This is a genomic window from Pseudomonas sp. H3_E04 (genome assembly GCF_054668915.1).
Genome location: NZ_CP162797.1, coordinates 2,814,149 through 2,838,581 on the forward strand (window position 1 = coordinate 2,814,149; position 24,433 = coordinate 2,838,581).

Below are 24,433 nucleotides of genomic sequence, written 5' to 3' on the forward strand. Positions count from 1 at the left end.
GCGGACGTTTATCTTCGGCTCAGGGCCTGCCGCCACTGATATCCGGCGCAGGCTTGTCGTCATCGCCGCTGTCCGGTTCGGTTTCAACGACCGCTCCCGGCTGAGCTTCGGGCTCCGGTTCGGGATTGCTCGGCGCCGGGTCCTGGACCATCTGCTCCTGCACCACCTGCTCATCGACACGCGGGTCAAGCGCCGCCACCAGCGGCGAGCTCGACATGCTGTCCGGCATTGCCACGTGATGCAGCGGTGCGTCGTCGACCTGGTGCAGGTTGGTGACCGCTTTCGGACGAATCCGCCAGACCAGCACCAGCGCGAAGAAACTGAAGAACGCATACAGGCTCTGACTGCCGAGAAACTTCATCAGTACACCCGCCAGCAGCGGCCCGATGCTCGCGCCGACGCCGTAAGTCACCAGCAACATGGCGGTCAGCGACACTCGGCGATCGCCTTCGACGTGGTCGTTGGAAAACGCCACCGCCAGCGGATACAGGCAGAATTGCACCAGCGAACAGAAGAAGCCGACGACGAACAGCACCTCCAGCGGCACCTGCGGCATGATCGCCAACGGCAACGCCGCAACCGCCAGAAACCCGGCAAAGCAGCGAATCAGCAGCGCACGGTCATAACGGTCGGACAACCAGCCCAACGGCCACTGCACCAGCAAACCGGCAAAAATGCAGCTACCCATGAACAGACCGACCTGCTCGGTCGACAGCCCCTGCTGCGAGGCATACAGCGGCGCCAGACCGTAGAACGAACCGATGATCAGACCGGCGCCGAGCACCGTGCTCAGCGATTGCGGCACGCGTTTGATGAAGAAGCGCGGCTCCATCGGAGCGGGGTGCAGGGGCGCCGGGTGAATCCGTCGGGTCAACGTTACCGGCACCAGACACAGGGCAAAGCACAGCGCGACCAGCATCAGCAGTTCCAGACCGAGGCCGGGGTGCATGACCAGAATCAGCTGGCCCAGCACCAGGCCCAAATACGAGGCGATCATGTAACCGCTGAACACCAGCCCGCGCTGATTGGCATCGGCCTGCTCGTTGAGCCAGCTCTCGATGACCATGTACTGACACATCATGCCGAGACCGACGATGGTCCGCAGCACCAGCCACGCCGGCAGCCAGTCCACCAGACCATGGCCGAGCACCGCCGCGCCGACGATCCCGGCACACGCCGAGTACGCACGGATATGCCCGACCCGGGCAATCAGGCGATGGCCGATCTTGCCGCCCAGCACCAGACCGAAATAGTTGGCCGCCATCAGCGCACCGACCCACAGCCCGTCGACGTTGTCGGCGGCCAGACGCAAAGCCAGATAAGTAGAAAGAAGGCCTGAGCCGATCAACATCATCAGCGAGGCGAAATACAGCGCTCGAAAGGATTTCCAGATTTGGCGCATCGGCGTTCCGAGCGGCTCCTTGCAGTAAATACCGAGCAGTCAGAACGACTGCCCGGCAGCAGCGATACGTCAGGCCTGGGCGGCCAGCACACGGCGCTCCCAGGGAGTGATTTCATCAAAGAAGCTGGTCAACTCCATGGTCTTCGAAGCGATGTAGCCTTCGATGAACTCCGACCCGAACAGTTCCCTCGCCAACTGGCTACGTTTCAGACGCTCAAGCGCGGCGTGCAAGGTACACGGCAAGGCCAGATTATCCGGCACGGTGAATTCACCCTGGATTGCCGCGCTCGGCTCCAGTTCCTGCTCGATGCCATGCAAACCCGCAGCCAGACTGGCGGCGATCGCCAGATACGGATTGGCGTCGGCGCCCGGCAGACGATTTTCGACCCGACGTGCGACCGGCGAGCTGGCGGGAATACGCAAGCCGGCGGCGCGATTGTCATGGGACCAGCAGGCATTGTTCGGCGACGCGTACGGATGACACAGGCGCTGATAGGAATTCACGTTGGGCGCAAACAGTGCGGTGAAATCGGCGAGGCCTGCCTGTTGCCCGCCGATGAAGTGGCGGAACATCGACGTCGGCTCGCCGTTCGAGTCAGTGAAGACATTCCTGCCGCTGCCGATTTCAACGATGCTCTGGTGAATATGCATTGAACTGCCTGGCGTGTGCGCCAGCGGTTTGGCCATGCACACCACGCTCAGGCCATGCTTGAGCGCGACTTCCTTGAGCAGGTGTTTGAACAGGAACGTCTGATCGGCCAGCAGCAGCGGGTCGCCGTGCAGCAGATTGATCTCGAACTGGCTGACGCCCATTTCATGCATGAAGGTGTCGCGCGGCAGGCCGAGGGCGGCCATGCATTTATACACTTCGCTGAAGAACGGCCGCAGACCGTTGTTGGAACTGACGCTGAACGCCGACTGGCCATCCTCGCGGCGGCCGTCGAGGCCAATCGGCGGACGGAACGGCTGAGTCGGATCGGTGTTCGGTGCGAAGACAAAAAATTCCAGTTCGGTCGCCACCACCGGCGCCAGACCGTGCGCGGCATATCGGGCGATGACGGCTTTGAGCTGGCCACGGGTCGAGAGGCTTGAGCTCCCCCCGCTCAGTTCGTCGGCGTCGCAAATCGCCATGGCACGCGGCTCGTCGCTCCAGGGCAAACGGTGAATCTGCGCAGGATCGGCAACCAGCGCCAGATCGCCGTCGTCGCTGCCGTAGAACCGCGCCGGCGGATAGCCGCCCATGATGCATTGCAGCAGCACACCCCGCGCCAACTGCAAACGCCGCCCCTCGAGAAAACCCTCGGCGGTCATCACCTTGCCCCGTGGCACACCGTTCAGATCCGGGGTGACACATTCAATCTCATCAATGCCGGTCAATCGCTGCGCGAGTGAACCCTGGCCATCGGTTGTCATGACGCAATCCTTGTTGTTGTGCGAGCCGCGAACGGCGACCCGGACAAAATAGGCTGCGGCTGTTCGGAATATCAAGCAGCGCCCACAAAAATCCCGATCCTGCAGAACCCGTAGGAGCTGCGTAGGAGCTGACGAGTGCAACGAGGCTGCGATCTTTTGATCTTGCTTTTTAAAATCAAAAGATCGCAGCCTTCGGCAGCTCCTACACCAGACCTCATGGCAGATAGAGACTGAACACTCCACCACCCAACGGCCCGCCATTGCTGATTTCGGTGCGCCCTTCCACGCCGTTGCGCTGGTGCAGCGCGGCGATGCGATTGGCGAAATACAGACCCAGCCCGGTGCTGCCGCTGCTGTGATTGATGCCCTGGACATAATCGGCCTGACGCTCGAGCATCTCTGCCGGATAGCCGTCGCCATCGTCATTGATGCTCAGCACCAATTGCCCGGCTTCATCGCTGACGGTAATCAGCAGCGACTCGCGGGCGTAACGGATCGCATTGTTGATGCAGTTGCCGAGCACCGAAGCGATCAGCTCGCGATCAAAGAAACCCAGCGGGCTCAACGGGTCGACTTCATAAGTGGCGATGATGCCGCGACTGGCGAACACTTCCTGATGCGCGGCCAGTTGCGCCTCGATGAAATCGTCGAGTTCGTGATACGCCGGCTGCAGCGGCAACTGGTTGACGCCGAGTTTGTACAGCCCGAGCAACTGCACGAGCATGCCGTTGAGGTGGGCGAACTCGAAATCGATCACGCCCTGCTCCGAGCCGTCGCGCAGCTCTTTCGGCAAACGTGCGAGCCACTGGCTGTGCGCCTGCATCAGCATGGCCAGGGAGTTCTTCATGTCGTGAACGGTGGAGGCAATCACCGTGGAAAAATCCAGCGCCGGATCAATTGGGTTCATTCGCCAAACGCCTTGCTTTTCAGCTTCTGATAACGCGCAAACCGCGCGTCGGTGTCGGGCATCAGGCCCACCAGTTTCAGGCAGGCCCGACATTCTTCCAGCTCCGCCGACGGCACACTGGTGTCGGTGCCGTGCAGCAGCGACTGGGCCAGGTTCAGCGCAATACTGATGTTTTTCGGTTGCAGCTTGAGCGCCTTGCGAAACACCTCGCGGGCCTCGACCAGATTGCCGGTCTTGTATACGCGCACGCCCTGGCGGTTGAGATCGGCCGCAGCGTTACTCGAACTGAGAATCGTCGGATCGTCGGTGAGCTTGGCAATGTCTTTCATCACGGCCGGGTCATCACCGTAAATCTCCGCGCAGCTCTTGAGCATCGAAGTGCCCGCCTCGGCCTGACCGAGCATCTGCAACTGCTTGGCCACCAGCAATGCCGCCTCGGGGCTCATGAATTGCTCCATGCCATCGAGGCGCATCAGTGCTTGTTCGGTGAGCTTATCGGCGGTTTCAGCGTCGTTAAGCAGCAGGCTGGTGGCTTTCATCAGTCGCGCACGGATTTGCAGGCCGGGATCGCTCGGGTTCTCCTTGGCCACGGCACTGAGCGTAGTGTTGATCTCCAGCCGCGTGCGCGTGTCGAGGCCGCGATCGCTGCCCTTGCTGATCAGCGCGTGCGCCAGGCCGAGATTGCTTTCCGGGTCCTTGAAACGCGACTGCGCGCCCTGCGCCACGGCCTGACGATAAGCACGCGAGGCGGTTTCGAAATCTTCGTTGGCCATCGCCAGTTTGCCGAGCAAAGCCTGACGGCGCACCGCCAGCGGCGACAGACGAATCGCTTCTTCCAGCACCCGCTGCGCGCCTTTGCTGTCGCCTTCGGCCACCAGCACATCGGCCATGCCGTCATACAGCGCCGGCATCATCGGGAACACTTTCAAGGCCTTTTCATAGACCTCTTTGGCCTGCGAGACCTGCCCGCGTTTGAACAGCAACTTGCCCAATCCAGCGAAGGCCCACGGCAACGGACGGTCGGCAATGATGCCGTCGTAGAGTCGCTCCAGCGCTTCGTTCTGATTCATGTCGCGCAGCGCATCGGCGCGGTAACGCAGGCACAACGGCGAATAGCGGATGTCCTGCTTGCACAGGGCGATACAGGCATTGAGTACCTCGACCGGCTTACCGCGATCGAGGGCCTGCAGAATCGGTTTGAGCAACGTCTTGCGTTGCTCCAGACGCTCAAGACGCTGGGCTAGTCCGGAACGGTTGAACGGCTTGGTCAGGTACGCATCCGGCTCATGCTCCAGCGCACTGAGCACCATCGCCTGACTGGTTTCGGCGGTGACCATGACGAAAACGGCTTCGTGGCTGATGAGCTTTTCCGACATCAGGTCCTCAAGCACCTGCTGACCGTTCTTCTTGCCGTCGCCGAGGTGGAAGTCCTGAAGAATGAAATCGTAGGACTTCTGCGAACACATCTTCAGCGCCTGCTCGCCAGTGTCGGCAGTATCGACATCCTTGACGCCGAGCTCACGCAACATCGAACGCACGGAACTGCGGAAATCGGAAAAATCATCGACGATCAGAAAGCTTTTTTGGTGATACGACGACATCGAGGATTTCCAGGCAATTGAAGAAAACGAACCGAGGCGATTTCAGGCGCGCAGATGATAGCTGGAGGCCATGCGCCATCAAGCGATTTCGCTGGAGTCTGAACTCACCGTTCGGGTTATCGGCCAAAAATGCCCGGGCCTGAGGGTGGTGCTCAAGATTCTTCGTTGAGATTGTCGAAGCGTCCGAGGATCGAAATTAACGACGAACGACCACCGATCATCACACCGGAAAATTAATCGGCACGGTTGCCAATCACCGGATGTCAAAAACACAGGCAGCACATTTGTCCTTCAAAAGAGCAGGCAGATCCGCAAATGAGGTTTATTCTGCTCAATTACCTGCGCCCCCGGACGTCCGCGATACGCTTGTACCGCCACAAAAAAAGGCCGAAGTGATGACCTCGAAACCCCCTGCCTCGCCCTCTGCGCCCGAACGCAAGGACCTGACGCCCAGCCATTTGAATTTCCCGGTGGTGGGCATCGGCGCCTCAGCAGGCGGCCTGCAAGCGATCAAGCTGTTTTTCGAGCATATGCCGAAGGACAGTGGCATGGCGTTCGTGATCATTCTGCACCTGTCGCCCGATCACCAGAGCATCGCCGACCAGATCATTCAGGAATCGACGCGCATGCCGGTGCTGCAAGTGACGCAGCCGGTGCCTATCGAAAAGAACTGCGTGTACGTGATTTCTCCGGCGCACTCGCTGACGATGAATGACGGTTACCTGCGCGTCAGCCCCGCTGGCTCACCGCAAGCGCGCCACACTGCCATCGACCTGTTCTTCCGCGATCTGGCCGATGTGCATCGCGAGCGGGCTTTTTGCCTGGTGCTTTCAGGCACCGGTTCCGATGGTGCGGTGGGCTTGTCGCGAATCAAGGAACAGGGTGGCGTGACGCTGGTACAAGTGCCGGAAGACGCCGAGTTCGACGGCATGCCGCGCGCCGCCATCGAGACGCGCATGGTCGATCTGATACTGCCAGTGGTCGAGATGCCGCAGAAACTGATGGAGCTGTGGCGCAACTCTCAGAACATCAAATTACCCAGCGCCAATGATCCCGACTTGAAAGCCTTGAAGCCTGCAAACGAACACGAGGCGTCGATCGCCGAACAACGCCTGCATGAAATCCTGTTGTACCTGCGCAGCAGCACCGGCCATGACTTCAAACATTACAAGCGCGCCACCGTGCTGCGCCGCATCGAGCGGCGCATGCAGGTCACCAGCCAGTCTGACCTCGGCGCCTATTACGACTACCTGCAAAACACCCCGGAAGAATCCAAGGCCCTGCTCGGCGACATGCTGATCGGCGTGACCAACTTCTTCCGTGACCGCGAAGCCTTCGAAGCCCTTGAGCGCGATGTGCTGCCGCAACTGGTGCAATCGGTTGCCGACTCGTCGGAAAAAGAAGAACTGCGCGTCTGGTCTGCCGGCTGCTCGACCGGCGAGGAAGCCTACAGCCTGGCGATCCTGCTCGATGATCAGATGCAGGTACAAAGCAGCAAGGCCAACCTGCAAGTGTTCGCCACCGATATCGACGAACGCGCGATCACCACTGGCCGCGCCGGCACCTATCCGCAAGCCATCGTCACCGACGTACCGCCAACACGCCTTCGGCATTATTTCGTCAAAGACGATGACCACTACCGGATTCGCAAGGAAATCCGCGAGAAAGTGCTGTTCGCCAAGCACAGCCTGTTGTCCGATCCGCCGTTCTCGCAGATCGACCTGATCGTTTGCCGCAATCTGCTGATTTACCTGGATCGCGAGGTGCAGCGGGAAATCCTGCAGATGTTCCACTTCGCCCTGCGACCGGGTGGTTTCCTGTTTCTCGGCACCTCGGAAAGCGCCGATGCCTGCCATGAACTGTTCGCGCCCGTGGACAAGCGCAACCGCATCTTCCGCGCCAAGACCGGTACCGCGAACAGCCGCCGCACCCCGACCATGCCGCGTGGCGGTTATATGCGCACCAGCGTTTCCCGACCGCCATCGAAAGCCATCGAGCCCGTCAAACTGTCGTTTGCCGATATCCACCGCCGCGCCATAGAACGCTTCGCCCCGCCGAGCATCATCGTCGACACCAATGCCGATATCCTTCACATGAGCGAATCCGCCGGGCGCTTCCTGCGGCATGTCGGCGGCGAGCTGTCACGCAACTTGCTGACGCTGATCCTGCCGGAGTTGCGCCTGGAAATCCGCACGACGCTGTTCCAGGTGCAGCAAAGCAACCTCACCGTGCGCTCGCGTGAGGTGCTGCTCAAGCGCGAGGAGCGTCAGTACCGCATCACGCTGATTGCGCAGCCGTACAAGGACGACGACTTCGACAGCGAGTGCGTGCTGGTGACCTTCGAAGAAACGGAGATCGACGCGCACGAGCAGGCGCTGACCACGGTGCTGCAGACTGAAAGCCAAGTGCTCTCCAACCTCGAACGTGAGCTGCAACGCACCAAATTGCATTTGCAGGACACCATCGAACAGTCGGAAATCTCCAGCGAAGAGCTCAAGGCTTCCAACGAGGAGATGCAGGCGATCAACGAAGAACTGCGCTCGGCCACCGAAGAGCTCGAGACCAGCAAGGAAGAGTTGCAGTCAATCAATGAAGAGCTGTTGACGGTCAACTACGAGCTGAAGACCAAAGTCGAAGAAACCGACAAGATCAACGATTATCTGACCAATCTGATCGCTTCTACCGACATTGCTACCGTGTTCGTCGATCGCAGCATGCGCATCAAATGGTTCACGCCGCGCGCTACCGACATCTTCAGCATGCTGCCGGTAGACACCGGCCGTTCACTGCTGGACATCACCCATCGCCTGAATTACCCGGCGATGACCGAGGATGCGGCGCAAGTGTTCGAATCGCTGAACATGATCGAACGCGAGGTCAACAGCACCGATAACCGCTGGTACATCGCCCGCTTGCTGCCCTATCGCTCCAGCGAAGACCATATCGACGGCACGGTGCTGACCTTCATCGACATCAGCAAGCGCCGCGAAGCCGAGGAAGAGCTGCGCCTGGGCGAAGAACGCATGCGTCTGGTCGCTGAGAGTACGCGTGATTATGCGATTATCATCCTCGACGAGATGGGCCTGATCACCAGTTGGAACAAAGGCGCCGAACTGATCTTTGGCCACAGCAAAAACGAGGCCGAAGGTCAGTACTACGACTTCATCTTCACAGCCGAAGATCGGGCTGCCGGCATGGCTGAAAGTGAACTATCCACCGCCCGCCAGCACGGCCGCTCGGAGGATGAGCGCTGGCATGTGCGCAAGGATGGCAGCCGTTTCTTCTGCAGCGGCGAGGTCACCCGGCTCAGCGGCGACCGCTTGCAGGGCTATGTAAAAATCGCCCGCGATCTGACCGGACACAAGCGCCAGCAGGACCAACAGTCCCAGGAACTGGCGCAGACGCGCAATACGGTGTCCCTGCGTGACGAGTTCTTCGCGGTCATGTCTCACGAGCTCAAGCACCCGCTCAACCTGATCCAGCTCAACGCCGAACTGTTGCGCCGTTTGCCAATGATCCGCACCGCCGGACCGGCGACCAAAGCGGTCAACACCATTTGCGATGCCGTGAACAGCCAGGCGCGGATCATCGACGACCTGCTTGATGTAGCACGGGTGCGCACCGGCAAGCTCAAACTGCAATTGGCGCGTGTCGATCTGAGCGCCGTTCTGCGTGACATCCACACGGTAGTGCTCAATGAGCAGCACGCCACGCGCATCGACCTGCAATTGCCTGAAGTACCGTTGATCATTCATGCCGACCCGACCCGGGTCGAGCAGATCATCTGGAATCTGGTCAACAATGCCTTGAAGTTCACACCACCGAGCGGCCGCATCGAGCTGATCGCCAGTAAGAGCGGGAAAACGGCGCAATTGGACGTCAAGGATAACGGCGTCGGTATCGCTGCCGAGAACCTAGAACACGTCTTCGACCTGTTCGGCCAGGCGGAAAAACAGCACACCAACCATCAACGTGAAGGCTTGGGCATCGGCCTGTCACTGGTGCGACAACTGACCGAAGCCCAGCACGGCACGGTCAAGGTTGCTTCGCCGGGGCTGGGCGCCGGTTGTACCTTTACCGTTCGCCTGCCACTGTCGACTGATGTCGAAGAAACCGCTGCAGCAGCCGAGATTGAACCGGCCTCCGGCAAGCTCGATGGCTTGAGCATCCTGCTGGTCGACGACTCGCCGGAAGTGCTGGAGACCTTGAAAATGCTCCTGGAAATGGAAGATGCCGAAGTGACGGCCTTCGACCATCCCGTAGCAGCGCTGAAAGACGCTGAGAACACGCGCTACGATCTGATCATCTCCGACCTCGGCATGCCGGTCATGACCGGCTATGAACTGATGGCTGCACTGCGCAAGCTGCCGCTGGCGAAAAACGTACCGGCGATCGCCCTCACCGGTTATGGCACTCAGAGCGACATGCAGAAGTCCCGTGAAGCCGGGTTCGATCAGCATCTGGGTAAACCGGTGGCGTACGACGACCTGATTGAAACCATCGAGGCATTGCGCCGCTCGGAGTTGCTGTAGAGCTCGCCAGCGCTACAACGCAAAAAGCCCCGCCACACGATTAAGTGAGGCGGGGCTTTTCGTTTTTGAAGAAGTGGTGTCCCAGGCGGGGTTCGAACCTGCAACCTTCCCCTTAGGAGGGGGATGCTCTATCCAATTGAGCTACTGAGACACTGATTGACGCGCGCTGGACGCGGCGCGACAGACGGCGTGCATGTTAACGGCCAGCCCCTGTTTTGTCATGTCGTCCGTAGGGCTTTTTAAGTGTAGGCAAGCGCCCTGGAAGATTGCGGGAACTTTTACCGGGCAAATTGCACTGCGCGAAAATGCAGTCATTGCAGATTGCAATCAGTGTCGCGCCAAAAAACCTACCAAACCATTGTTTTTAAAGGACTTATCAGCCGTTACACTGTTGGCACGGCGACTGCTATGCCTGTTCTATCAAAAAGAACAATTTGGAGCGTCGTGCCATGAACAGCACCCTCTTGCTTGCAAACGCAGCGGCTTTGGCTTTCTTGCTCGGATCGCACTTTTTCCCCAAGGCTGACGTCGAGCAGCCGGTAGCGCAGCGCATGCCGCATTACCTGCAAGTGCAGAAAGCGCCGCAATGGGCAGTTTTGAGTGAACGCAGCGACGCTTCTCCGCAAATGGTCAGCGAACCTGAGCAAGCCTCGGCGCCAGCCACCGAACGTCTGGTTTTTTGAAATATATTCAGGAGTACAACATGTCCAAATCGGCGACCGGGTTTCTGATCCTCGCTTTACTGAGTGGCGTTACCCACCTGGCGCTGTTCGAGGAGACGGAAGTCACCTTGCCTCTGGTTGGCTGTGGCGTGTTTGCGGTGCTGTTTGTGTTGGCGCTGATTGCGGGGCGCAAGATCAAGTTCGATCCGGTTCTGCGTTGAGCCGAATCAATTCCAGTAACGAAGAGACCGCGACAGCAAGGTCACCGGAATTGTCGATCTGATGAACGGGGCTGTCGCTGGATCTTCGGTCTTTGAACAGCGCATTGCGACCCAGCCTCGCATCGATCTGCTCAGGAGTTTCCCGGCCACGTCTGAGCAGGCGCGCACGCAAGACCTCATCGTTGACTGTCAGCAGAATCGGCACCAGCGCTGGATACTTCTCCAGCGCTTGACGCAGGTTCGCTCTCGACCCGTTAACCAGCACATGCCGGCCCGCTTGCAACCGTTCGTCCATTTCCCTTGGAATGCCGTATGAAAGACCGTTGGCTTGCCAGGCCAAGGCAAACGCCCCGGCCTGTTGTCGCCGGCCGAACTCTTCAGGCGTCACGCCAATTGCATCTTCGCCGACGGACTCCGTCGATCGGGTAATCACCCGACGCATCACTTCACAGTTCAACCCCCGCAGTGGCTCACGCGATGCTTCGATCAGGCTGTCCTTGCCCGAGCCGGACGGTCCCATCAGGTAAAAAAGCTTGCCATCCATCCTGAAAACGCCCTCCGACGGGTGCTGCCTCTAGTAAATCGGCAAATTGCCACTATCGTGTACACATAGGGATCAAGAATAGCGAGCCGCATAGCATGCACGTTCCGAGGTCTGCGGACATCAACGAATGTGCATTCAAAATCGGGCGGTGATACGCAAGGATGGAAAGTTTTCCAACCAGTCCGCATTTCTGACAACTGGTGCTGGCATTACGCCTTTACCCGGCTCAATATTTGTCACAGAATTGACGCCAATGATCTGGCAATTTTGAGGCATGATGCCGGCCTCTTAACAATTCAGGTTGAACCAATTGGTCCGGATGCTTGTCCTACCACACATCCTGCGGCCAATCCCGAGAACCGCTCCCCTGAACTAACCGGTTAAATATATGCGCCCATTGAAACAGGCAATTTATTCCAGCCGTACGGCTGACAAGTTTGTCGTACGTCTGCCAGACGGAATGCGTGAACGCATTGCCGAGGTGGCTCGCAATCATCATCGCAGCATGAACTCCGAGATCATTGCGCGCCTTGAGCAGAGTCTTATTCAGGAAGGCGCACTGGGCGAAGAGCTGAGCATGCGCCTGGACAGCCCTGAGCTGTCGCTGCACGAGCGCGAGCTGCTGCAACGCTTCCGTCAGCTGTCGCACCGTCAGCAAAACGCCCTGGTGTCGCTGATCGCCCATGACGCCGAGATGGCCGCAGACGCGTCCTGAGTGATACCGAACACATTAAAGCCAGCTTGATTGCTGGCTTTTTTTTGCCTCGGTTTTGAGATTTCGCAGGCGTAAAAAAGCCCGTCGATTTGACGGGCTTTTCATTCACTACAGATCAGAGCAGGAAGATGGTCGCCAGCCCGAGGAAGATGAAGAACCCCCCGCTGTCGGTCATTGCCGTGATCATCACACTGGCGCCCATCGCCGGATCGCGGCCCATTTTGGCCAGCGTCATCGGGATCAACACGCCCATCAACGCCGCCAGCAACAGATTGAGCGTCATCGCTGCCGTCATCACCACGCCGAGCGACCAACTGCCGTAGAGCATGTAAGCGACCACACCGATCACCCCGCCCCAGACCAGACCGTTGATCAAACCGACCGCCAGCTCTTTGCGCATCAAGCGCGAGGTGTTGCCGGTGCTGACCTGATCCAGCGCCATGGCGCGCACGATCATGGTGATGGTCTGGTTACCGGAGTTGCCGCCGATACCTGCGACGATCGGCATGAGCGCCGCCAGTGCCACCAATTTCTCGATCGAACCTTCGAACAGACCGATCACCCGCGATGCCACAAATGCAGTGATCAGGTTCACCGCCAGCCACGCCCAACGGTTGCGCAGGGACTTCCACACCGAGGCGAAGATATCTTCCTCTTCGCGCAGACCGGCCATGTTGAGGACTTCGCTTTCGCTTTCCTCACGAATCAGGTCGACCATTTCGTCGATGGTCAGACGACCGATCAGCTTGCCGTTCTTATCGACCACCGGGGCGGAAATCAAGTCGTATCGCTCGAATGCCTGAGCGGCGTCGTAAGCGTCTTCATCCGGGTGGAAGCTCACCGGATCGCTGGCCATCACTTCGGCCACCTGTTTTTCCGGATCGTTGACCAGCAGCCGCTTGATCGGCAGCACGCCTTTGAGCACGCCGTCGTAATCGACCACGAACAGTTTGTCGGTATGACCAGGAAGCTCTTTGAGGCGACGCAGATAGCGCAGAACCACTTCAAGGCTGACGTCCTCACGGATCGTCACCATCTCGAAGTCCATCAGCGCACCGACCTGATCTTCGTCGTAGGACAGAGCCGAGCGCACGCGTTCGCGCTGCTGGTTATCCAGACTCTCCATCAGCTCATGGACAACGTCTCGCGGCAGCTCGGAGGCCAGGTCAGCGAGTTCGTCGGCGTCCATGTCCTTGGCCGCAGCCAGGAGCTCGTGATCGTCCATGTCGGCGATCAGCGTTTCTCGGACGGAATCGGATACTTCGAGAAGAATGTCGCCGTCGCGATCGGCCTTGACCAGTTGCCAGAGCGTCAGACGATCGTCCAGCGGCAAGGCTTCGAGGATGTAGGCGACGTCGGCGGAGTGCAGGTCATCGAGCTTGCGTTGCAGCTCGACGAGATTTTGCCGGTGAACCAGGTTTTCCACACGGTCGTGGTGCGGACCTTCCTGGCGATGAGTCAGGTCTTCAACGACACGCTGGCGCTGCAGCAACTCGACGACCTGAGCCAAGCGGTCCTGCAGGCTTTCCTGTGTTTTCTTTACTTCGATTTCGGACATAGGCGAACTCCACTCCCAGCAGCGGGGCACGCCGGAAGGATCAATCAGTCAATTCATGATTGGTGAAACGGTTTACTGAACAACTACTGGGTAAGTCCATGGAGGTTTTCCATAAGCCCCGGCGGGGCTGACGGGCGCAATGATACACGCCTGACGGTTTAAAACGTTGAAAAAATCACGGCTGAAACAAGCGCTTGCGAAACATACCTGAGCGCTTGCGTGATCCGTGCAAATGCGACGACTCATCTTGAAAAGAAAACACACCGGCAATGCAAAAAGCAGCGACTACCCTTGAGCGTAGATCGTCAAGGAGGACATCGAATGCCATCAAAACCCGCGCTTTTTCTACTGACCGCCCTGCTCCCTGTCATCCCCTCCAAAGCCGCCACGCTTCATCGCTGCGAGGCCACTGACGGCGCAATCACCTTTACATCGATGAGCTGCGCAGCCGGCGAACAGTTTTCGATTCAGGAGGTTCATCCCTATTCTCCCGGCTGGGTGGCAATCATGCCGGAGTCCAACCACGAAGCTGTGACAGGCCTGAATGACACGGGGCGCGAACCGGGTATCGTCGGCGGCGCCGAACACCAATGTGGAAACCTGATCGACAACAGGCAGCGGCGCGAAGCAATCATCAACCGGCGGGTGATTGCCGGCATGAGCCAGCGTGATGTCGAAAGCGCACTGGGCAAGCCGGACAAGGTCAACACGCGCACGTCGACCACGAGCTATCGTTACGACCTCAAGCGAGGCCGCAGTGCTCAAATTGATTTTGATGAAAGAGGCTGCGTGAAGGGAAAAGCCAAATCCCGGACAGCAAAAAGCCCGCGTTAAACGCGGGCTTCTTGGTATATGGTGCACTCGACAGGATTCGAACCTGTGACCGCTCGGTTCGTAGCCGAGTACTCTATCCAGCTGAGCTACGAGTGCATTTTGTGTTTTTAGACCAGACCACAACTGGCTGAAACCGAGTTACTCACCTTACAGCAAATAACTCTTAAATGGTGCACTCGACAGGATTCGAACCTGTGACCGCTCGGTTCGTAGCCGAGTACTCTATCCAGCTGAGCTACGAGTGCATTTGTTGCCGCGCATTATAGGCCGTCTAATCTCTATGTCAAACACTTTTTCTAGTATTTTCAACAACTTACAGAAAAAGCCAGATTACGACGTACTAAGCAAATAATGGCGGAGAACGGGGGATTCGAACCCCCGACACCCTTTTGAGGTGTACTCCCTTAGCAGGGGAGCGCCTTCGGCCACTCGGCCAGCTCTCCGCAACACGGGGCGTATATTAACCAGCTTCTTCCCCGTTTGCAAACATAAAAATCGATAAAAATTAATGGCTTGGTTCTTCGTCCTTCTCTTTCTTTATACGCAGGTAAATTTCCTCACGGTGCACCGCAACCTCTTTCGGAGCGTTGACGCCGATACGCACCTGGTTTCCTTTGACGCCGAGCACGGTCACGGTGATTTCGCCGTCACCGATAATCAGGCTTTCCGCGCACCGACGAGTCAGAATCAGCATACCTTTCTCCTTACGCCATTCATTTCAGGGACAACAGTCTGCAAAAAAAAGGCACCCGACCTACAACCGCAGCGATCGTAGCCCTACATGCCTGAGTATTGACCAGCGCGAGCAAAAGAACAGTTCCGGGGCTCGCGCCATTCAAAAATAAAGGGCGCGGTCAGACCGCGCCCTTCACAGAAGCGGATTACTCGCCCTGACGGGCCGGAGCATCCAGTTCGAAAGCCGTGTGCAGCGCGCGCACGGCCAGTTCCAGGTATTTCTCTTCGATCACTACGGAAACCTTGATTTCCGAAGTCGAGATCATCTGGATGTTGATGCTTTCCTTGGCCAGGGATTCGAACATGCGACTGGCCACGCCCGCGTGGGAACGCATGCCGACGCCGACGATCGAGACCTTGGCAATCTTGGTATCGCCAACCACTTCACGGGCACCGATCTCGCGAGCGGTGTTTTCCAGCACGGTCTGTGCGGCCTGATAGTCGTTGCGGTGCACCGTGAAGGTGAAGTCGGTGGTGTTATCGTGCGCGACGTTCTGCACGATCATGTCGACTTCGATGTTCGCGGCACTGATCGGGCCGAGAATCTTGAACGCCACGCCCGGGGTGTCTGGCACGCCACGGATGGTCAGCTTGGCTTCATCGCGGTTGAAAGCGATGCCGGAAATGATCGGCTGTTCCATGGTTTCCTCTTCATCAATAGTAATGAGGGTGCCCGGACCCTCCCTGAAGCTGTGCAGTACGCGCAGCGGAACGTTGTACTTGCCGGCGAATTCCACCGCACGGATCTGCAGCACCTTGGAACCAAGGCTGGCCATTTCCAGCATCTCTTCGAAGGTGATCTTGTCCAGACGCTGAGCGACCGGCACCACACGCGGGTCGGTGGTGTAGACACCGTCGACGTCGGTGTAGATCTGGCATTCATCGGCCTTCAAGGCAGCTGCCAGGGCCACGCCCGTGGTATCGGAACCGCCGCGACCGAGGGTGGTGATGTTGCCGTGCTCGTCGACACCCTGGAAACCGGCGACAACCACCACGCGACCAGCCTTCAGATCACCGCGAATCTTCTGGTCATCAATCTGCAAGATACGCGCTTTATTGTGCGCACTGTCAGTCAGGATCCGCACCTGATTACCGGTGTACGACACCGCCGGCACACCGCGCTTGATCAGCGCCATAGCCAACAAGGCAATCGTCACCTGCTCACCGGTCGACACGATCACGTCCAGCTCGCGCGGAACCGGTTGCGCCTCGCCACTGATTTGCTTGGCCAGATCGATCAGACGGTTGGTTTCGCCGCTCATTGCAGACAGCACAACCACCAGGTCATCGCCGGCATCGCGGAATTTCTTAACCTTGTCGGCGACCTGCTCGATTCTCTCGACAGTGCCGACCGAGGTGCCTCCAAATTTCTGTACGATCAAAGCCATTTCAAAGCCGCCTCTGCCCATGAAGGGCGCCCAATAATCTTTCGAACAGTCGCCGGGCCCGCCACTAGACTGTGGGCCCGGCGAGCCGTCTTATAAAGCCTGCTCGACGAATGGAACGGTCAGCGCGAGTGCGCCATCCAGCGCAGCGGCATCGACACCACCGCCCTGCGCCATGTCCGGACGACCACCGCCCTTCCCGCCCACTGCCGCAGCAGCCTGTTTCATCAAATCACCGGCTTTGAGTTGGCCAGTCAGGTCCTTGGTTACGCCTGCAACCAGTACGACCTTTTCCTCATGGACACCGCCGAGCAGGATCACTGCGCGGCCGAGTTTGTTTTTCAGCTGATCGACCAGCGCCAGCAGCGCCTTGCCATCCTGACCGTCCAGACGGGCGGCCAGCACCTTCACATCCTTGACGTCCACCGCCGAGGCCGACAGATCGTCGCCCGCTGCGCTGGCTGCCTTGGCCTGCAACTGCTCGAGTTGTTTCTCCAGCAGACGGTTGCGCTCCAGTACCGCCGAGAGCTTGTCGATCAGGTTGTCGCGGCTGCCCTTGACCAGGCTGGCCGCTTCCTTGAGTTGTTCTTCTGCCGCGTTCAAGTAGGCCAGCGCCGCAGCACCAGTGACCGCCTCGATACGACGCACGCCCGATGCCACACCGCCTTCGCTGATGATTTTCAGCAGGCCGATGTCGCCGGTACGGTTGGCGTGGATACCGCCGCACAATTCAACCGAGAAGTCGCCCATGCTCAGCACGCGCACGCTGTCGCCGTACTTCTCGCCGAACAGCGCCATGGCGCCTTTGTTCTTCGCGGTTTCGATGTCGGTTTCTTCGGTTTCAACGGCGGAGTTCTTGCGAATCTCGGCGTTGACGATGTCTTCCAGCTGCTTGATTTGTTCTGGCTTGATCGCTTCGAAGTGGCTGAAGTCGAAACGCAGGCGCTGACTGTCGACCAACGAACCTTTCTGCTGCACATGCTCACCGAGCACCTGACGCAGCGCGGCGTGCAGCAAGTGCGTAGCCGAGTGGTTCAGCGCGGTGGCGTGACGCACTTCGGCGTCGACGTGGGTTTCCACCGGTGCGCCAATGGTCAGGCTGCCCGAGGCCAGCACACCGTGGTGCAGGAATGCGCCGCCGGTCTTGGTGGTGTCGCGCACGTCGAAGCGGCTGCTGCCGGCCTGAATGAAACCGCAGTCGCCGATCTGGCCACCGGACTCGGCGTAGAACGGCGTCTGGTTAAGCACGATCACGCCTTCCTGGCCTTCGCTGAGCACGTCGACCGATTGACCATCCTTATAGATGGCAACGATTTTCGCCGAGCCGCTGGTGGCGGCGTAACCGGTGAACTCGGTGGCCACATCAACCTTGACCAGGGTGTTGTAGTCCAGACCGAACGAGCTGGCCGAACGCGCGCGCACACGCTGCGCTTCCATCTCGCGCTCGAAGCCGGCTTCGTCGACGGTCAGGCCGCGTTCGCGGGCGATGTCGGCGGTGAGGTCCATCGGGAAACCGTAGGTGTCGTAGAGTTTGAACACCACGTCGCCCGGCACCACGGTGCCTTTGAGTTCGGCCAGATCCTGCTCGAGGATTTTCAAGCCGTGCTCCAGGGTCTTGGAGAACTGCTCTTCTTCAGCCTTGAGCACGCGCTCGATGTTGCTTTGCTGCTTCTTCAGTTCCGGGAAGGCTTCGCCCATTTCGGCGACCAGTGCCGCGACGATCTTGTAGAAGAAGCTGCCGGTGGCGCCGAGCTTGTTGCCGTGACGGCAGGCGCGACGGATGATCCGGCGCAGCACGTAACCGCGACCTTCGTTGGACGGCAGCACGCCGTCGGCAATCAGGAAACCGCACGAACGAATGTGGTCGGAGACGACCTTGAGCGACGACTGATCGCCGTTTTCGCAGCCGATCGCTTCAGCCGAAGCCTTGAGCAGGTTCTTGAACAGGTCGATGTCGTAGTTGGAGTTGACGTGCTGCATCACCGCACTGATCCGCTCCAGGCCCATGCCGGTGTCCACCGACGGCGCTGGCAACGGATGCAACACGCCATCGGCGGTCCGGTTGAACTGCATGAACACGTTGTTCCAGATTTCGATGTAGCGGTCGCCATCTTCTTCCGGCGAGCCCGGCGGGCCGCCCCAGATGTGCTCGCCGTGATCGTAGAAAATCTCGGTGCACGGGCCGCACGGGCCGGTATCGCCCATGGTCCAGAAGTTATCGGAAGCGTACGGAGCGCCCTTGTTGTCGCCGATGCGGATCATGCGCTCGGCCGGCACACCGATTTTCTGTGTCCAGATGTCATACGCTTCGTCGTCGGTGGCGTAGACAGTGACCCAGAGTTTTTCCTTCGGCAGCTTGAGCACGCCGGTGAGGAAGGTCCAGGCAAAGGTGATCGCGTCGTGCTTGAAGTAGTCGCCGAAGCTGAAGTTGCCGAGCATTTCGAAGAACGTGTGGTGACGCGCGGTATAACCGACGTTTTCCAGGTCACTGTTCTTGCCGCCGGCGCGCACGCATTTCTGGCTGCTGGTGGCACGGGTGTACGCACGTTTTTCCTGGCCCAGGAAGCAGTCCTTGAACTGGTTCATCCCCGCGTTGGTGAACAGCAGGGTTGGGTCGTTGCCCGGAATCAAAGAGCTGGAGGCTACACGGGTGTGGCCTTGCTCTTCGAAGAAGCGAAGGAAGGCTTCACGGATTTCTGCGCTTTTCATTAGGTTCTTCCACGGAGGCTGCGGCCAAAGGCCTGTTCGAAACGTCATGAGACGAAACGACGGCAAAGGGCCGCATTATATCGGCCCTGCGCGCGGGGTACAGCGTGTTTATACGATAGAAACGGTCAATTGGACGGCTGACGCTGTCACTTGCGTGAAAACTCGACGAATGTCGCGATCACTTGTTCGATTTGCGCGCGGCTGACGTCCATGTGCGTGACCATGCGCAACCGCGCAGCGGCGCTGAGCTTGATACCGCGTTCGCCGGCAAAGGTCTTGAGTGCTTGGGCTCTGTCGCCCATTTGCACATAAACCATGTTGGTTTGTACGGGTTCGACAACGAAACCGGCCTCACGCAGACCCTCGGCGAGCAACTGCGCGTTGGCATGGTCATCCGCCAGCCGTTCGACGTGATGATCCAGTGCGTACAAGCCAGCCGCCGCGAGCAACCCGGCCTGACGCATGCCGCCACCGACCATTTTGCGCAAACGCCGCGCCTTGCCGATCAGTTGCTCGGAGCCGCACAGCACCGAACCGACCGGCGCGCCAAGGCCTTTGGACAGGCACACCGACACCGAATCGAAGTGCTGGGTGATCTCCCGGGCATCGACGCCGAGCTTGACCGCCGCGTTGTACAACCGCGCGCCATCGAGGTGCAGTTGCAAACCGTGCTCCTGCGTAAAGCGTCGGGCGCGTGCCAGATATTCCAGCGGCAAGACTTTGCCCTGCATGGTGTTTTCCAGCGCCAGCAAACGCGTGCGGGCGAAATGGAAATCGTCCGGCTTGATCGCGGCGGCGACCTGATCCAGATCCAGCGAACCGTCGGCCTGCACTTCCAGCGGCTGCGGCTGAATCGAGCCAAGCACCGCCGCCCCGCCACCTTCGTACTTATAGGTGTGCGCCTGTTGACCGACGATGTACTCGTCGCCCCGCTCGCAGTGCGCCATCAGGCCGAGCAGGTTGCTCATGGTTCCGGTCGGCACGAACAGCGCGGCGGCAAAGCCCAGGCGTTTGGCCAGTTCGGCCTCGAGGCGATTGACCGTCGGGTCTTCGCCGTACACATCGTCTCCGGTGTCCGCTGCGGTCATCGCATCGAGCATGGCGGGAGTCGGTTGGGTGACGGTGTCGCTGCGAAGATCGATAACGCTCATGAACCTGGCCTCTGGTCAGCAGGGGAAATCCCGTTGTGAAGTGGGATTACTGCGGTCATCGCGCAGATTAATCAACCCTTGACCGAGGAAAAATCCCATTCTTCCTTGAGAAGACAAAGCCCATGTGGGAGCGAGCCTGCTCGCGAAAGCGGAGTAACAGTCAGCATATTCGTTGAATGTGAAGCCGCTTTCGCGAGCAGGCTCGCTCCCACAGTGTCATGTGCATGGCCGGGAAATATGTGTTACAAACTTGCCGCCGCCCGCCTATGGGCGGCACAAACGTTCTCAGGGCGGGGTGCAATTCCCCACCGGCGGTAATTGCGCGCAATGCGCATAGCCCGCGAGCGCTTGGCGTTGCACACGACTTGAGTCGGGGGCATCGGCAAGGTCAGCAGACCCGGTGTGATTCCGGGGCCGACGGTCATAGTCCGGATGAAGAGAGAACGGGATCGACGCCAAAGGGCCGTCCGCGTGCATCCGTGCCTGCGCTCGCACCCTTGCATCCCTTTCGATTCATAACGCCCTGTTTTTCACACAAACAGGAGTCAGAACATGCAACCCACCGCTATCGACAGCAAAAGCAAACACCCACAGGGCGAGCGCGTCGCGTTCATCCAGGCCTGCTGGCACAAGGAAATCGTCGACCAGAGCCGTAAAGGCTTCATCGCCGAAATGCTGGTGCAGGGTTATCAGGAATCGGACATCGATTTCTTCGAAGTCGGCGGCGCTTTTGAAATGCCGCTGCACGCCAAGCTGTTGGCCAAATCCGGCCGTTACGCCGGCATCGTCGCCGCCGCTCTGGTGGTGGACGGCGGCATTTATCGCCACGAATTCGTCGCGCAATCGGTGGTCAGTGGCCTGATGCAGGTGCAGCTGGAAACCGAAGTGCCGGTGTTCTCGGTGTCGCTGACCCCGCACCACTTCCATTCGGGCGAGGAGCACCAGAAGTTCTTCTTCGAGCACTTTGTGCACAAGGGTCAGGAAGCAGCGCGGACGTGCGCCGATACGTTGCAGAAGATTCGCGCATTGCGCCGTACCGAGCCGCGCGCTGTAACGGTGTAACGAACGACACCGGACGAAAATGTGGGAGCGGGCTTGCTCGCGAAGACGGTGTATCAGTCAGCATATAAGGTGCTGATTAGACCGCCTTCGCGGGCAAGCCCGCTCCCACAGTGGTTGGTGTTGACCGGAAAATCAGCCGAGGTTTTCGTCGGTGGCCGGTACGATCAGGATACCGGCGCGCAGGCCGTTCTTGACCTTGGGGTTGGGGAAGATGATTCGTGCGCCCTGCTCTTCGATCACCCAGCGGGTATTGGCCAGGTCTTCGGCCAGCACATAACCCGGTTCCAGCTCGGAAAAGTTCTCGATGTCCGCCGGCAGATTCAGGCGGAACGCATCGCTGTGCTTGATGATTTCCCGCGCCACGCTGAACAGCTGCAAGCCGTCCAGCCCTTCTTCTGTCTCCGGCTCAGTGCCTTCGATGATCTGCTTCAGGCGGGTTTCCAGCAGTGAGACGTTGACGCCATCGTTCTGCCCGAACGGCCGCGCCTTGCCCAGTTCCAGGGTGAAAGCTTCGGCGTCGAGCTTGTCGTAGGTGTACGAGCTGAACACGATGGATGGTTTGTTCTGCAACAGCACTGCTTCCATGCCGGCAGCGCGCAGCCGCGCCAGTTCGCGACGGGAATGCTGGCGCCCTTCCTTCCACGGGTACAAGGCGAACTGTTCGATCTTCGAACCGCGAATTGCCGTATGCAGGTCGTAGTGCAGACGCTGGCGCTCGGGCTTGCTGAAGAAACTCGCCGCCAGGCGTTCCAGCTCACAGGCGCGCAAGGCTTCCGAGCCGCTGCTTTGTTCGTGGCGACCGTTGAACAGCCGATTGACGTCCTGCTCGACGAAACGCTCACCCTTGCGAATCGCTTCCGGGTTGCCGAACAGGAACAGAATGCGTGCGCGCGGCTTGAGATCGCCGCGTGCGATGTCGTGCAGCAGCCGATCGAGCAACTCGATCGGTGCCGTTTCGTTGCCGTGGATACCTGCCGAGAGCAGCAGGTCGAGGCCATTGTCGCGCGCTTCCGGGGGCCGGACTTCCAGCGCCCCTTCGCTCAACCAGCGCATGCGCACGCCTTCGACAGTCAGTTGAGTCTTCTCCGCCGGTTCGCGGCCGGCGAGGGTCAGTTCAAGCAGTTTGCCGAGGGCGAGCATAGAGCGGTTTCCTTAGTGGTCGTGGTTGCAATCCGGGCCGTGTACGTGATCCTCGTCAGCGCCGAGGTCAGCCGGTTCCATTTCCAGTTGCAGACTTACCAGATTAGTCGCCAATGGGCGCAACAGCAGGTTGGCGTACTCTTCGTCACCTTCCTCGACGTCCACGCCGATCAGCAGCTGGCCACGGCCGTCCTGCTGAATCCACAGCTCTTTGCCTTGCCACATGACCGCCACGCGGGTGCACGAGGTTTGCAGTTGCGTGCCGTCGGTGTCTTCAAGGATCAGCTGCAGGGAATCGCTCATGTTTTTACTCTCTTGGGTGACACGCCGCGCGCCACGTTCAGGCAGCGCGCCGACGATCAATTGATCTGGAAGGGATAAACCGCGCCCAGTTTAAGGATTTGCGTCAGTTCATCCAGTGCCGTCCGGCATTCAAGCAGCAACTGCGGATCCGCCAGATCGGTTTCGCTCAGGCGGTCGCGGTAGTGCTTTTCAACCCATGCGGTCAACGAACCGTACAACGGGGCCGTCATGATAACCCCTGGATTGACCGCCGCCAGTTCGGTTTCATTCAGCGCCACGCGCAGACGCAGACACGCCGGGCCACCGCCGTTCTGCATGCTTTGCTTGAGATCGAAGACCTTCACTTCGCGGATCATTCCACCCGAGCTGGTCAGGCTTTGCAGATAAGCCCAGACACGTTCGTTCGCCTGGCATTCCTGCGGCACGATGAGCAGCATCGAACCATCGGCACGCGACAGCAACTGGCTGTTGAACAGGTAGGAACGCACCGCGTCATCCACGGTGACCGCCGAACGCGGCACGCACACGGACTGGAAGTTACCGCCGACCTTGGCCAGTTTGCCTTGCAGCTCGGCGAGCATCTTGTCGGTCTCGAGGAAGGCGTCCTCGTGATAGAACAGCACCTCACCGTTGCCCACGGCGATCACGTCATTGTGGAACACGCCCTGATCGATGACGTTGGGGTTCTGCTGCGCGTAAACCACGCCTTCGTCACGCAAACCATGCAGACGCGCGACGGCTTGCGAGGCTTCGAGGGTCTGGCGTGCAGGGTATTTCTGCGGCGCCGGAAACCGGTTGTCGAATGCACTGCGGCCGAACACGAAGAATTCGACGCCCGCTTCACCGTACTCACGGCAGAAACGCGTGTGGTTGGCCGCGCCTTCGTCGCCAAACTGCGCCACTGCCGGCAAAGCGGCGTGATGGGCGAAGTGCTGCTGATTGGCGAACATCGCGCCGAGCACGCGGCTGGTGGTCGGGTGTTCGATGCTGCGGTGGTATTTGCAATTGAGGTTGGCGGCGGTGAAGTGCACGCGGCCGTCAGCGGTGTCGGCGCTCGGGCTGACCGTGGCGGCGTTGGCCACCCACATGCTCGACGCCGAGCAACTGGCGACCAGCAGCGGCATGGCTTCTTTGGCGGCGCGCTCGATCACTTGCGCGTCCGTGCCACTGAAGCCCAGGCGGCGCAGCGCGGCGACATCAGGACGTTCCTGCGGAGCCAGTACGCCTTGCTGAAAGCCCATGTCCATCAGCGCTTTCATCTTTGCCAGACCTTGCAGCGCCGCTTCCTTCGGATTCGAGGATTGCTGACTGTTGCTCTGCGAGGCGACGTTGCCGTAGGACAGACCACCGTAGTTATGGGTCGGCCCCACTAGACCGTCAAAATTGACTTCATAGGATTTCATCAGCGAGGCTCCACGAGAATCTGTTGTTATAGGCTTCAGTAACTATTCTTTGCGACCGAGGCGCGGCCTTCGCGAGCAGGCTCGCTCCCACAGGATTTAGGTTGGACACAAAATGTGTGAACACCACTGAACCTGTGGGAGCGAGCCTGCTCGCGA

19 protein-coding genes, 4 tRNA genes and 1 riboswitch are annotated in these 24,433 nt (G+C 59.3%); of the genes, 6 read left to right on the top strand and 17 right to left on the bottom strand.

Annotated features, from left to right (window positions below):
• Positions 1–19: 19 nt before the first annotated feature.
• From AB4N53_RS12625 to AB4N53_RS12640, 4 genes are all read right to left on the bottom strand, one after another.
• Positions 20–1,402, bottom strand: coding sequence for an MFS transporter (locus AB4N53_RS12625; RefSeq protein WP_460120838.1), 1,383 nt, complete (start codon positions 1,400–1,402; stop codon positions 20–22).
• 69 nt (positions 1,403–1,471) lie between these two features.
• Positions 1,472–2,713 (bottom strand): glutamine synthetase family protein, encoded by a 1,242-nt coding sequence (locus AB4N53_RS12630; RefSeq protein ID WP_460125443.1) that lies wholly within the window; start codon positions 2,711–2,713, stop codon positions 1,472–1,474.
• Positions 2,714–3,029: 316 nt separating this feature from the next.
• Positions 3,030–3,722, bottom strand: a complete 693-nt coding sequence (locus AB4N53_RS12635) for a sensor histidine kinase (RefSeq protein ID WP_016773604.1) — start codon at positions 3,720–3,722, stop codon at positions 3,030–3,032.
• Positions 3,719–5,323, bottom strand: a complete 1,605-nt coding sequence (locus AB4N53_RS12640; protein ID WP_016773603.1) for a tetratricopeptide repeat-containing response regulator — start codon at positions 5,321–5,323, stop codon at positions 3,719–3,721. Before AB4N53_RS12640 ends, AB4N53_RS12635 begins: the two co-directional genes overlap by 4 nt.
• A gap of 395 nt (positions 5,324–5,718) precedes the next feature.
• On the opposite strand from AB4N53_RS12640, the gene AB4N53_RS12645 reads away from it, so the two are divergent.
• Positions 5,719–9,855 carry a CheR family methyltransferase gene (locus AB4N53_RS12645; protein WP_460125446.1) on the top strand — a complete coding sequence of 1,379 codons (4,137 nt, stop codon included), beginning with the start codon at positions 5,719–5,721 and terminating at the stop codon, positions 9,853–9,855.
• Between the two features lie 74 nt (positions 9,856–9,929).
• On the opposite strand, the gene AB4N53_RS12650 is transcribed toward AB4N53_RS12645, so the two are convergent.
• Positions 9,930–10,006, bottom strand: a tRNA-Arg gene (locus AB4N53_RS12650).
• Between the two features lie 298 nt (positions 10,007–10,304).
• Here AB4N53_RS12650 and AB4N53_RS12655 point away from each other — a divergent pair.
• Entirely contained in the window at positions 10,305–10,538 is a 234-nt protein-coding gene (locus AB4N53_RS12655) for a hypothetical protein (RefSeq protein WP_460120841.1), read from the top strand.
• A gap of 20 nt (positions 10,539–10,558) precedes the next feature.
• On the top strand, positions 10,559–10,738 hold the full coding sequence (locus AB4N53_RS12660; protein WP_016773599.1) for a PA3371 family protein: 180 nt from the start codon (positions 10,559–10,561) through the stop codon (positions 10,736–10,738).
• Here AB4N53_RS12660 and phnN read toward each other — a convergent pair.
• Entirely contained in the window at positions 10,713–11,282 is a 570-nt protein-coding gene (phnN, locus tag AB4N53_RS12665) for a phosphonate metabolism protein/1,5-bisphosphokinase (PRPP-forming) PhnN (protein WP_460120843.1), read from the bottom strand. The genes AB4N53_RS12660 and phnN overlap by 26 nt on opposite strands.
• A gap of 388 nt (positions 11,283–11,670) precedes the next feature.
• Between phnN and AB4N53_RS12670 the strand changes: the two genes are divergently transcribed.
• Positions 11,671–11,997: an Arc family DNA-binding protein gene (locus AB4N53_RS12670; protein ID WP_003178899.1), complete on the top strand. Its 327-nt coding sequence runs from the start codon at positions 11,671–11,673 to the stop codon at positions 11,995–11,997.
• 115 nt (positions 11,998–12,112) lie between these two features.
• On the opposite strand, the gene mgtE is transcribed toward AB4N53_RS12670, so the two are convergent.
• Positions 12,113–13,555 carry a magnesium transporter gene (gene mgtE / locus AB4N53_RS12675; protein ID WP_016773597.1) on the bottom strand — a complete coding sequence of 481 codons (1,443 nt, stop codon included), beginning with the start codon at positions 13,553–13,555 and terminating at the stop codon, positions 12,113–12,115.
• 321 nt (positions 13,556–13,876) lie between these two features.
• On the opposite strand from mgtE, the gene AB4N53_RS12680 reads away from it, so the two are divergent.
• Positions 13,877–14,389: a cell envelope protein SmpA gene (locus AB4N53_RS12680; protein ID WP_460138957.1), complete on the top strand. Its 513-nt coding sequence runs from the start codon at positions 13,877–13,879 to the stop codon at positions 14,387–14,389.
• A 19-nt stretch (positions 14,390–14,408) separates the two neighbouring features.
• Here the strand turns inward: AB4N53_RS12680 and AB4N53_RS12685 are convergent.
• The 7 genes from AB4N53_RS12685 to ltaE form a co-directional block, all read right to left on the bottom strand.
• Positions 14,409–14,485 (bottom strand) — tRNA-Arg (locus AB4N53_RS12685).
• 72 nt (positions 14,486–14,557) lie between these two features.
• Positions 14,558–14,634, bottom strand: a tRNA-Arg gene (locus AB4N53_RS12690).
• A gap of 107 nt (positions 14,635–14,741) precedes the next feature.
• Positions 14,742–14,832: transfer RNA gene (locus AB4N53_RS12695), tRNA-Ser, on the bottom strand.
• Positions 14,833–14,894: 62 nt separating this feature from the next.
• A complete protein-coding gene (gene csrA, locus AB4N53_RS12700; protein ID WP_002554426.1) occupies positions 14,895–15,083 on the bottom strand; it encodes a carbon storage regulator CsrA in 189 nt (62 codons plus the stop codon).
• Positions 15,084–15,270: 187 nt separating this feature from the next.
• Positions 15,271–16,512, bottom strand: coding sequence for an aspartate kinase (locus tag AB4N53_RS12705; protein WP_460120845.1), 1,242 nt, complete (start codon positions 16,510–16,512; stop codon positions 15,271–15,273).
• A 90-nt stretch (positions 16,513–16,602) separates the two neighbouring features.
• On the bottom strand, positions 16,603–19,218 hold the full coding sequence (alaS, locus tag AB4N53_RS12710; protein WP_056788068.1) for an alanine--tRNA ligase: 2,616 nt from the start codon (positions 19,216–19,218) through the stop codon (positions 16,603–16,605).
• 146 nt (positions 19,219–19,364) lie between these two features.
• On the bottom strand, positions 19,365–20,369 hold the full coding sequence (gene ltaE, locus AB4N53_RS12715; RefSeq protein ID WP_460120847.1) for a low-specificity L-threonine aldolase: 1,005 nt from the start codon (positions 20,367–20,369) through the stop codon (positions 19,365–19,367).
• Between the two features lie 277 nt (positions 20,370–20,646).
• Positions 20,647–20,818, top strand: a riboswitch (FMN riboswitch).
• A 103-nt stretch (positions 20,819–20,921) separates the two neighbouring features.
• On the opposite strand from ltaE, the gene AB4N53_RS12720 reads away from it, so the two are divergent.
• Entirely contained in the window at positions 20,922–21,431 is a 510-nt protein-coding gene (locus tag AB4N53_RS12720) for a 6,7-dimethyl-8-ribityllumazine synthase (RefSeq protein WP_460120849.1), read from the top strand.
• Between the two features lie 132 nt (positions 21,432–21,563).
• Here AB4N53_RS12720 and astE read toward each other — a convergent pair whose 3' ends face one another.
• The 3 genes from astE to astB are packed head-to-tail and all read right to left on the bottom strand — an operon-like array spanning position 21,564 to position 24,277.
• Positions 21,564–22,571: a succinylglutamate desuccinylase gene (gene astE / locus AB4N53_RS12725; RefSeq protein WP_400557761.1), complete on the bottom strand. Its 1,008-nt coding sequence runs from the start codon at positions 22,569–22,571 to the stop codon at positions 21,564–21,566.
• Positions 22,572–22,583: 12 nt separating this feature from the next.
• Positions 22,584–22,874: a hypothetical protein gene (locus AB4N53_RS12730; RefSeq protein WP_016773591.1), complete on the bottom strand. Its 291-nt coding sequence runs from the start codon at positions 22,872–22,874 to the stop codon at positions 22,584–22,586.
• Positions 22,875–22,930: 56 nt separating this feature from the next.
• Positions 22,931–24,277 (bottom strand): N-succinylarginine dihydrolase, encoded by a 1,347-nt coding sequence (gene astB / locus AB4N53_RS12735; RefSeq protein WP_236168357.1) that lies wholly within the window; start codon positions 24,275–24,277, stop codon positions 22,931–22,933.
• Positions 24,278–24,433: the final 156 nt, after the last annotated feature.

Bases quoted from the DNA above. Each gene is read 5' to 3' on its own strand.
- alaS (WP_056788068.1), bottom strand. From the start codon at position 19,218: ATGAAAAGCGCAGAAATCCGTGAAGCCTTCCTTCGCTTCTTCGAAGAG.
- mgtE (WP_016773597.1), bottom strand. From the start codon at position 13,555: ATGTCCGAAATCGAAGTAAAGAAAACACAGGAAAGCCTGCAGGACCGC.
- ltaE (WP_460120847.1), bottom strand. From the start codon at position 20,369: ATGAGCGTTATCGATCTTCGCAGCGACACCGTCACCCAACCGACTCCC.
- csrA (WP_002554426.1), bottom strand. From the start codon at position 15,083: ATGCTGATTCTGACTCGTCGGTGCGCGGAAAGCCTGATTATCGGTGAC.
- AB4N53_RS12720 (WP_460120849.1), top strand. From the start codon at position 20,922: ATGCAACCCACCGCTATCGACAGCAAAAGCAAACACCCACAGGGCGAG.
- AB4N53_RS12655 (WP_460120841.1), top strand. From the start codon at position 10,305: ATGAACAGCACCCTCTTGCTTGCAAACGCAGCGGCTTTGGCTTTCTTG.
- AB4N53_RS12645 (WP_460125446.1), top strand. From the start codon at position 5,719: ATGACCTCGAAACCCCCTGCCTCGCCCTCTGCGCCCGAACGCAAGGAC.
- AB4N53_RS12680 (WP_460138957.1), top strand. From the start codon at position 13,877: ATGCCATCAAAACCCGCGCTTTTTCTACTGACCGCCCTGCTCCCTGTC.
- AB4N53_RS12630 (WP_460125443.1), bottom strand. From the start codon at position 2,713: ATGACCGCCGAGGGTTTTCTCGAGGGGCGGCGTTTGCAGTTGGCGCGG.
- AB4N53_RS12635 (WP_016773604.1), bottom strand. From the start codon at position 3,722: ATGAACCCAATTGATCCGGCGCTGGATTTTTCCACGGTGATTGCCTCC.
- astB (WP_236168357.1), bottom strand. From the start codon at position 24,277: ATGAAATCCTATGAAGTCAATTTTGACGGTCTAGTGGGGCCGACCCAT.
- AB4N53_RS12660 (WP_016773599.1), top strand. From the start codon at position 10,559: ATGTCCAAATCGGCGACCGGGTTTCTGATCCTCGCTTTACTGAGTGGC.
- AB4N53_RS12730 (WP_016773591.1), bottom strand. From the start codon at position 22,874: ATGAGCGATTCCCTGCAGCTGATCCTTGAAGACACCGACGGCACGCAA.
- astE (WP_400557761.1), bottom strand. From the start codon at position 22,571: ATGCTCGCCCTCGGCAAACTGCTTGAACTGACCCTCGCCGGCCGCGAA.
- AB4N53_RS12625 (WP_460120838.1), bottom strand. From the start codon at position 1,402: ATGCGCCAAATCTGGAAATCCTTTCGAGCGCTGTATTTCGCCTCGCTG.
- AB4N53_RS12705 (WP_460120845.1), bottom strand. From the start codon at position 16,512: ATGGCTTTGATCGTACAGAAATTTGGAGGCACCTCGGTCGGCACTGTC.
- phnN (WP_460120843.1), bottom strand. From the start codon at position 11,282: ATGGATGGCAAGCTTTTTTACCTGATGGGACCGTCCGGCTCGGGCAAG.
- AB4N53_RS12640 (WP_016773603.1), bottom strand. From the start codon at position 5,323: ATGTCGTCGTATCACCAAAAAAGCTTTCTGATCGTCGATGATTTTTCC.
- AB4N53_RS12670 (WP_003178899.1), top strand. From the start codon at position 11,671: ATGCGCCCATTGAAACAGGCAATTTATTCCAGCCGTACGGCTGACAAG.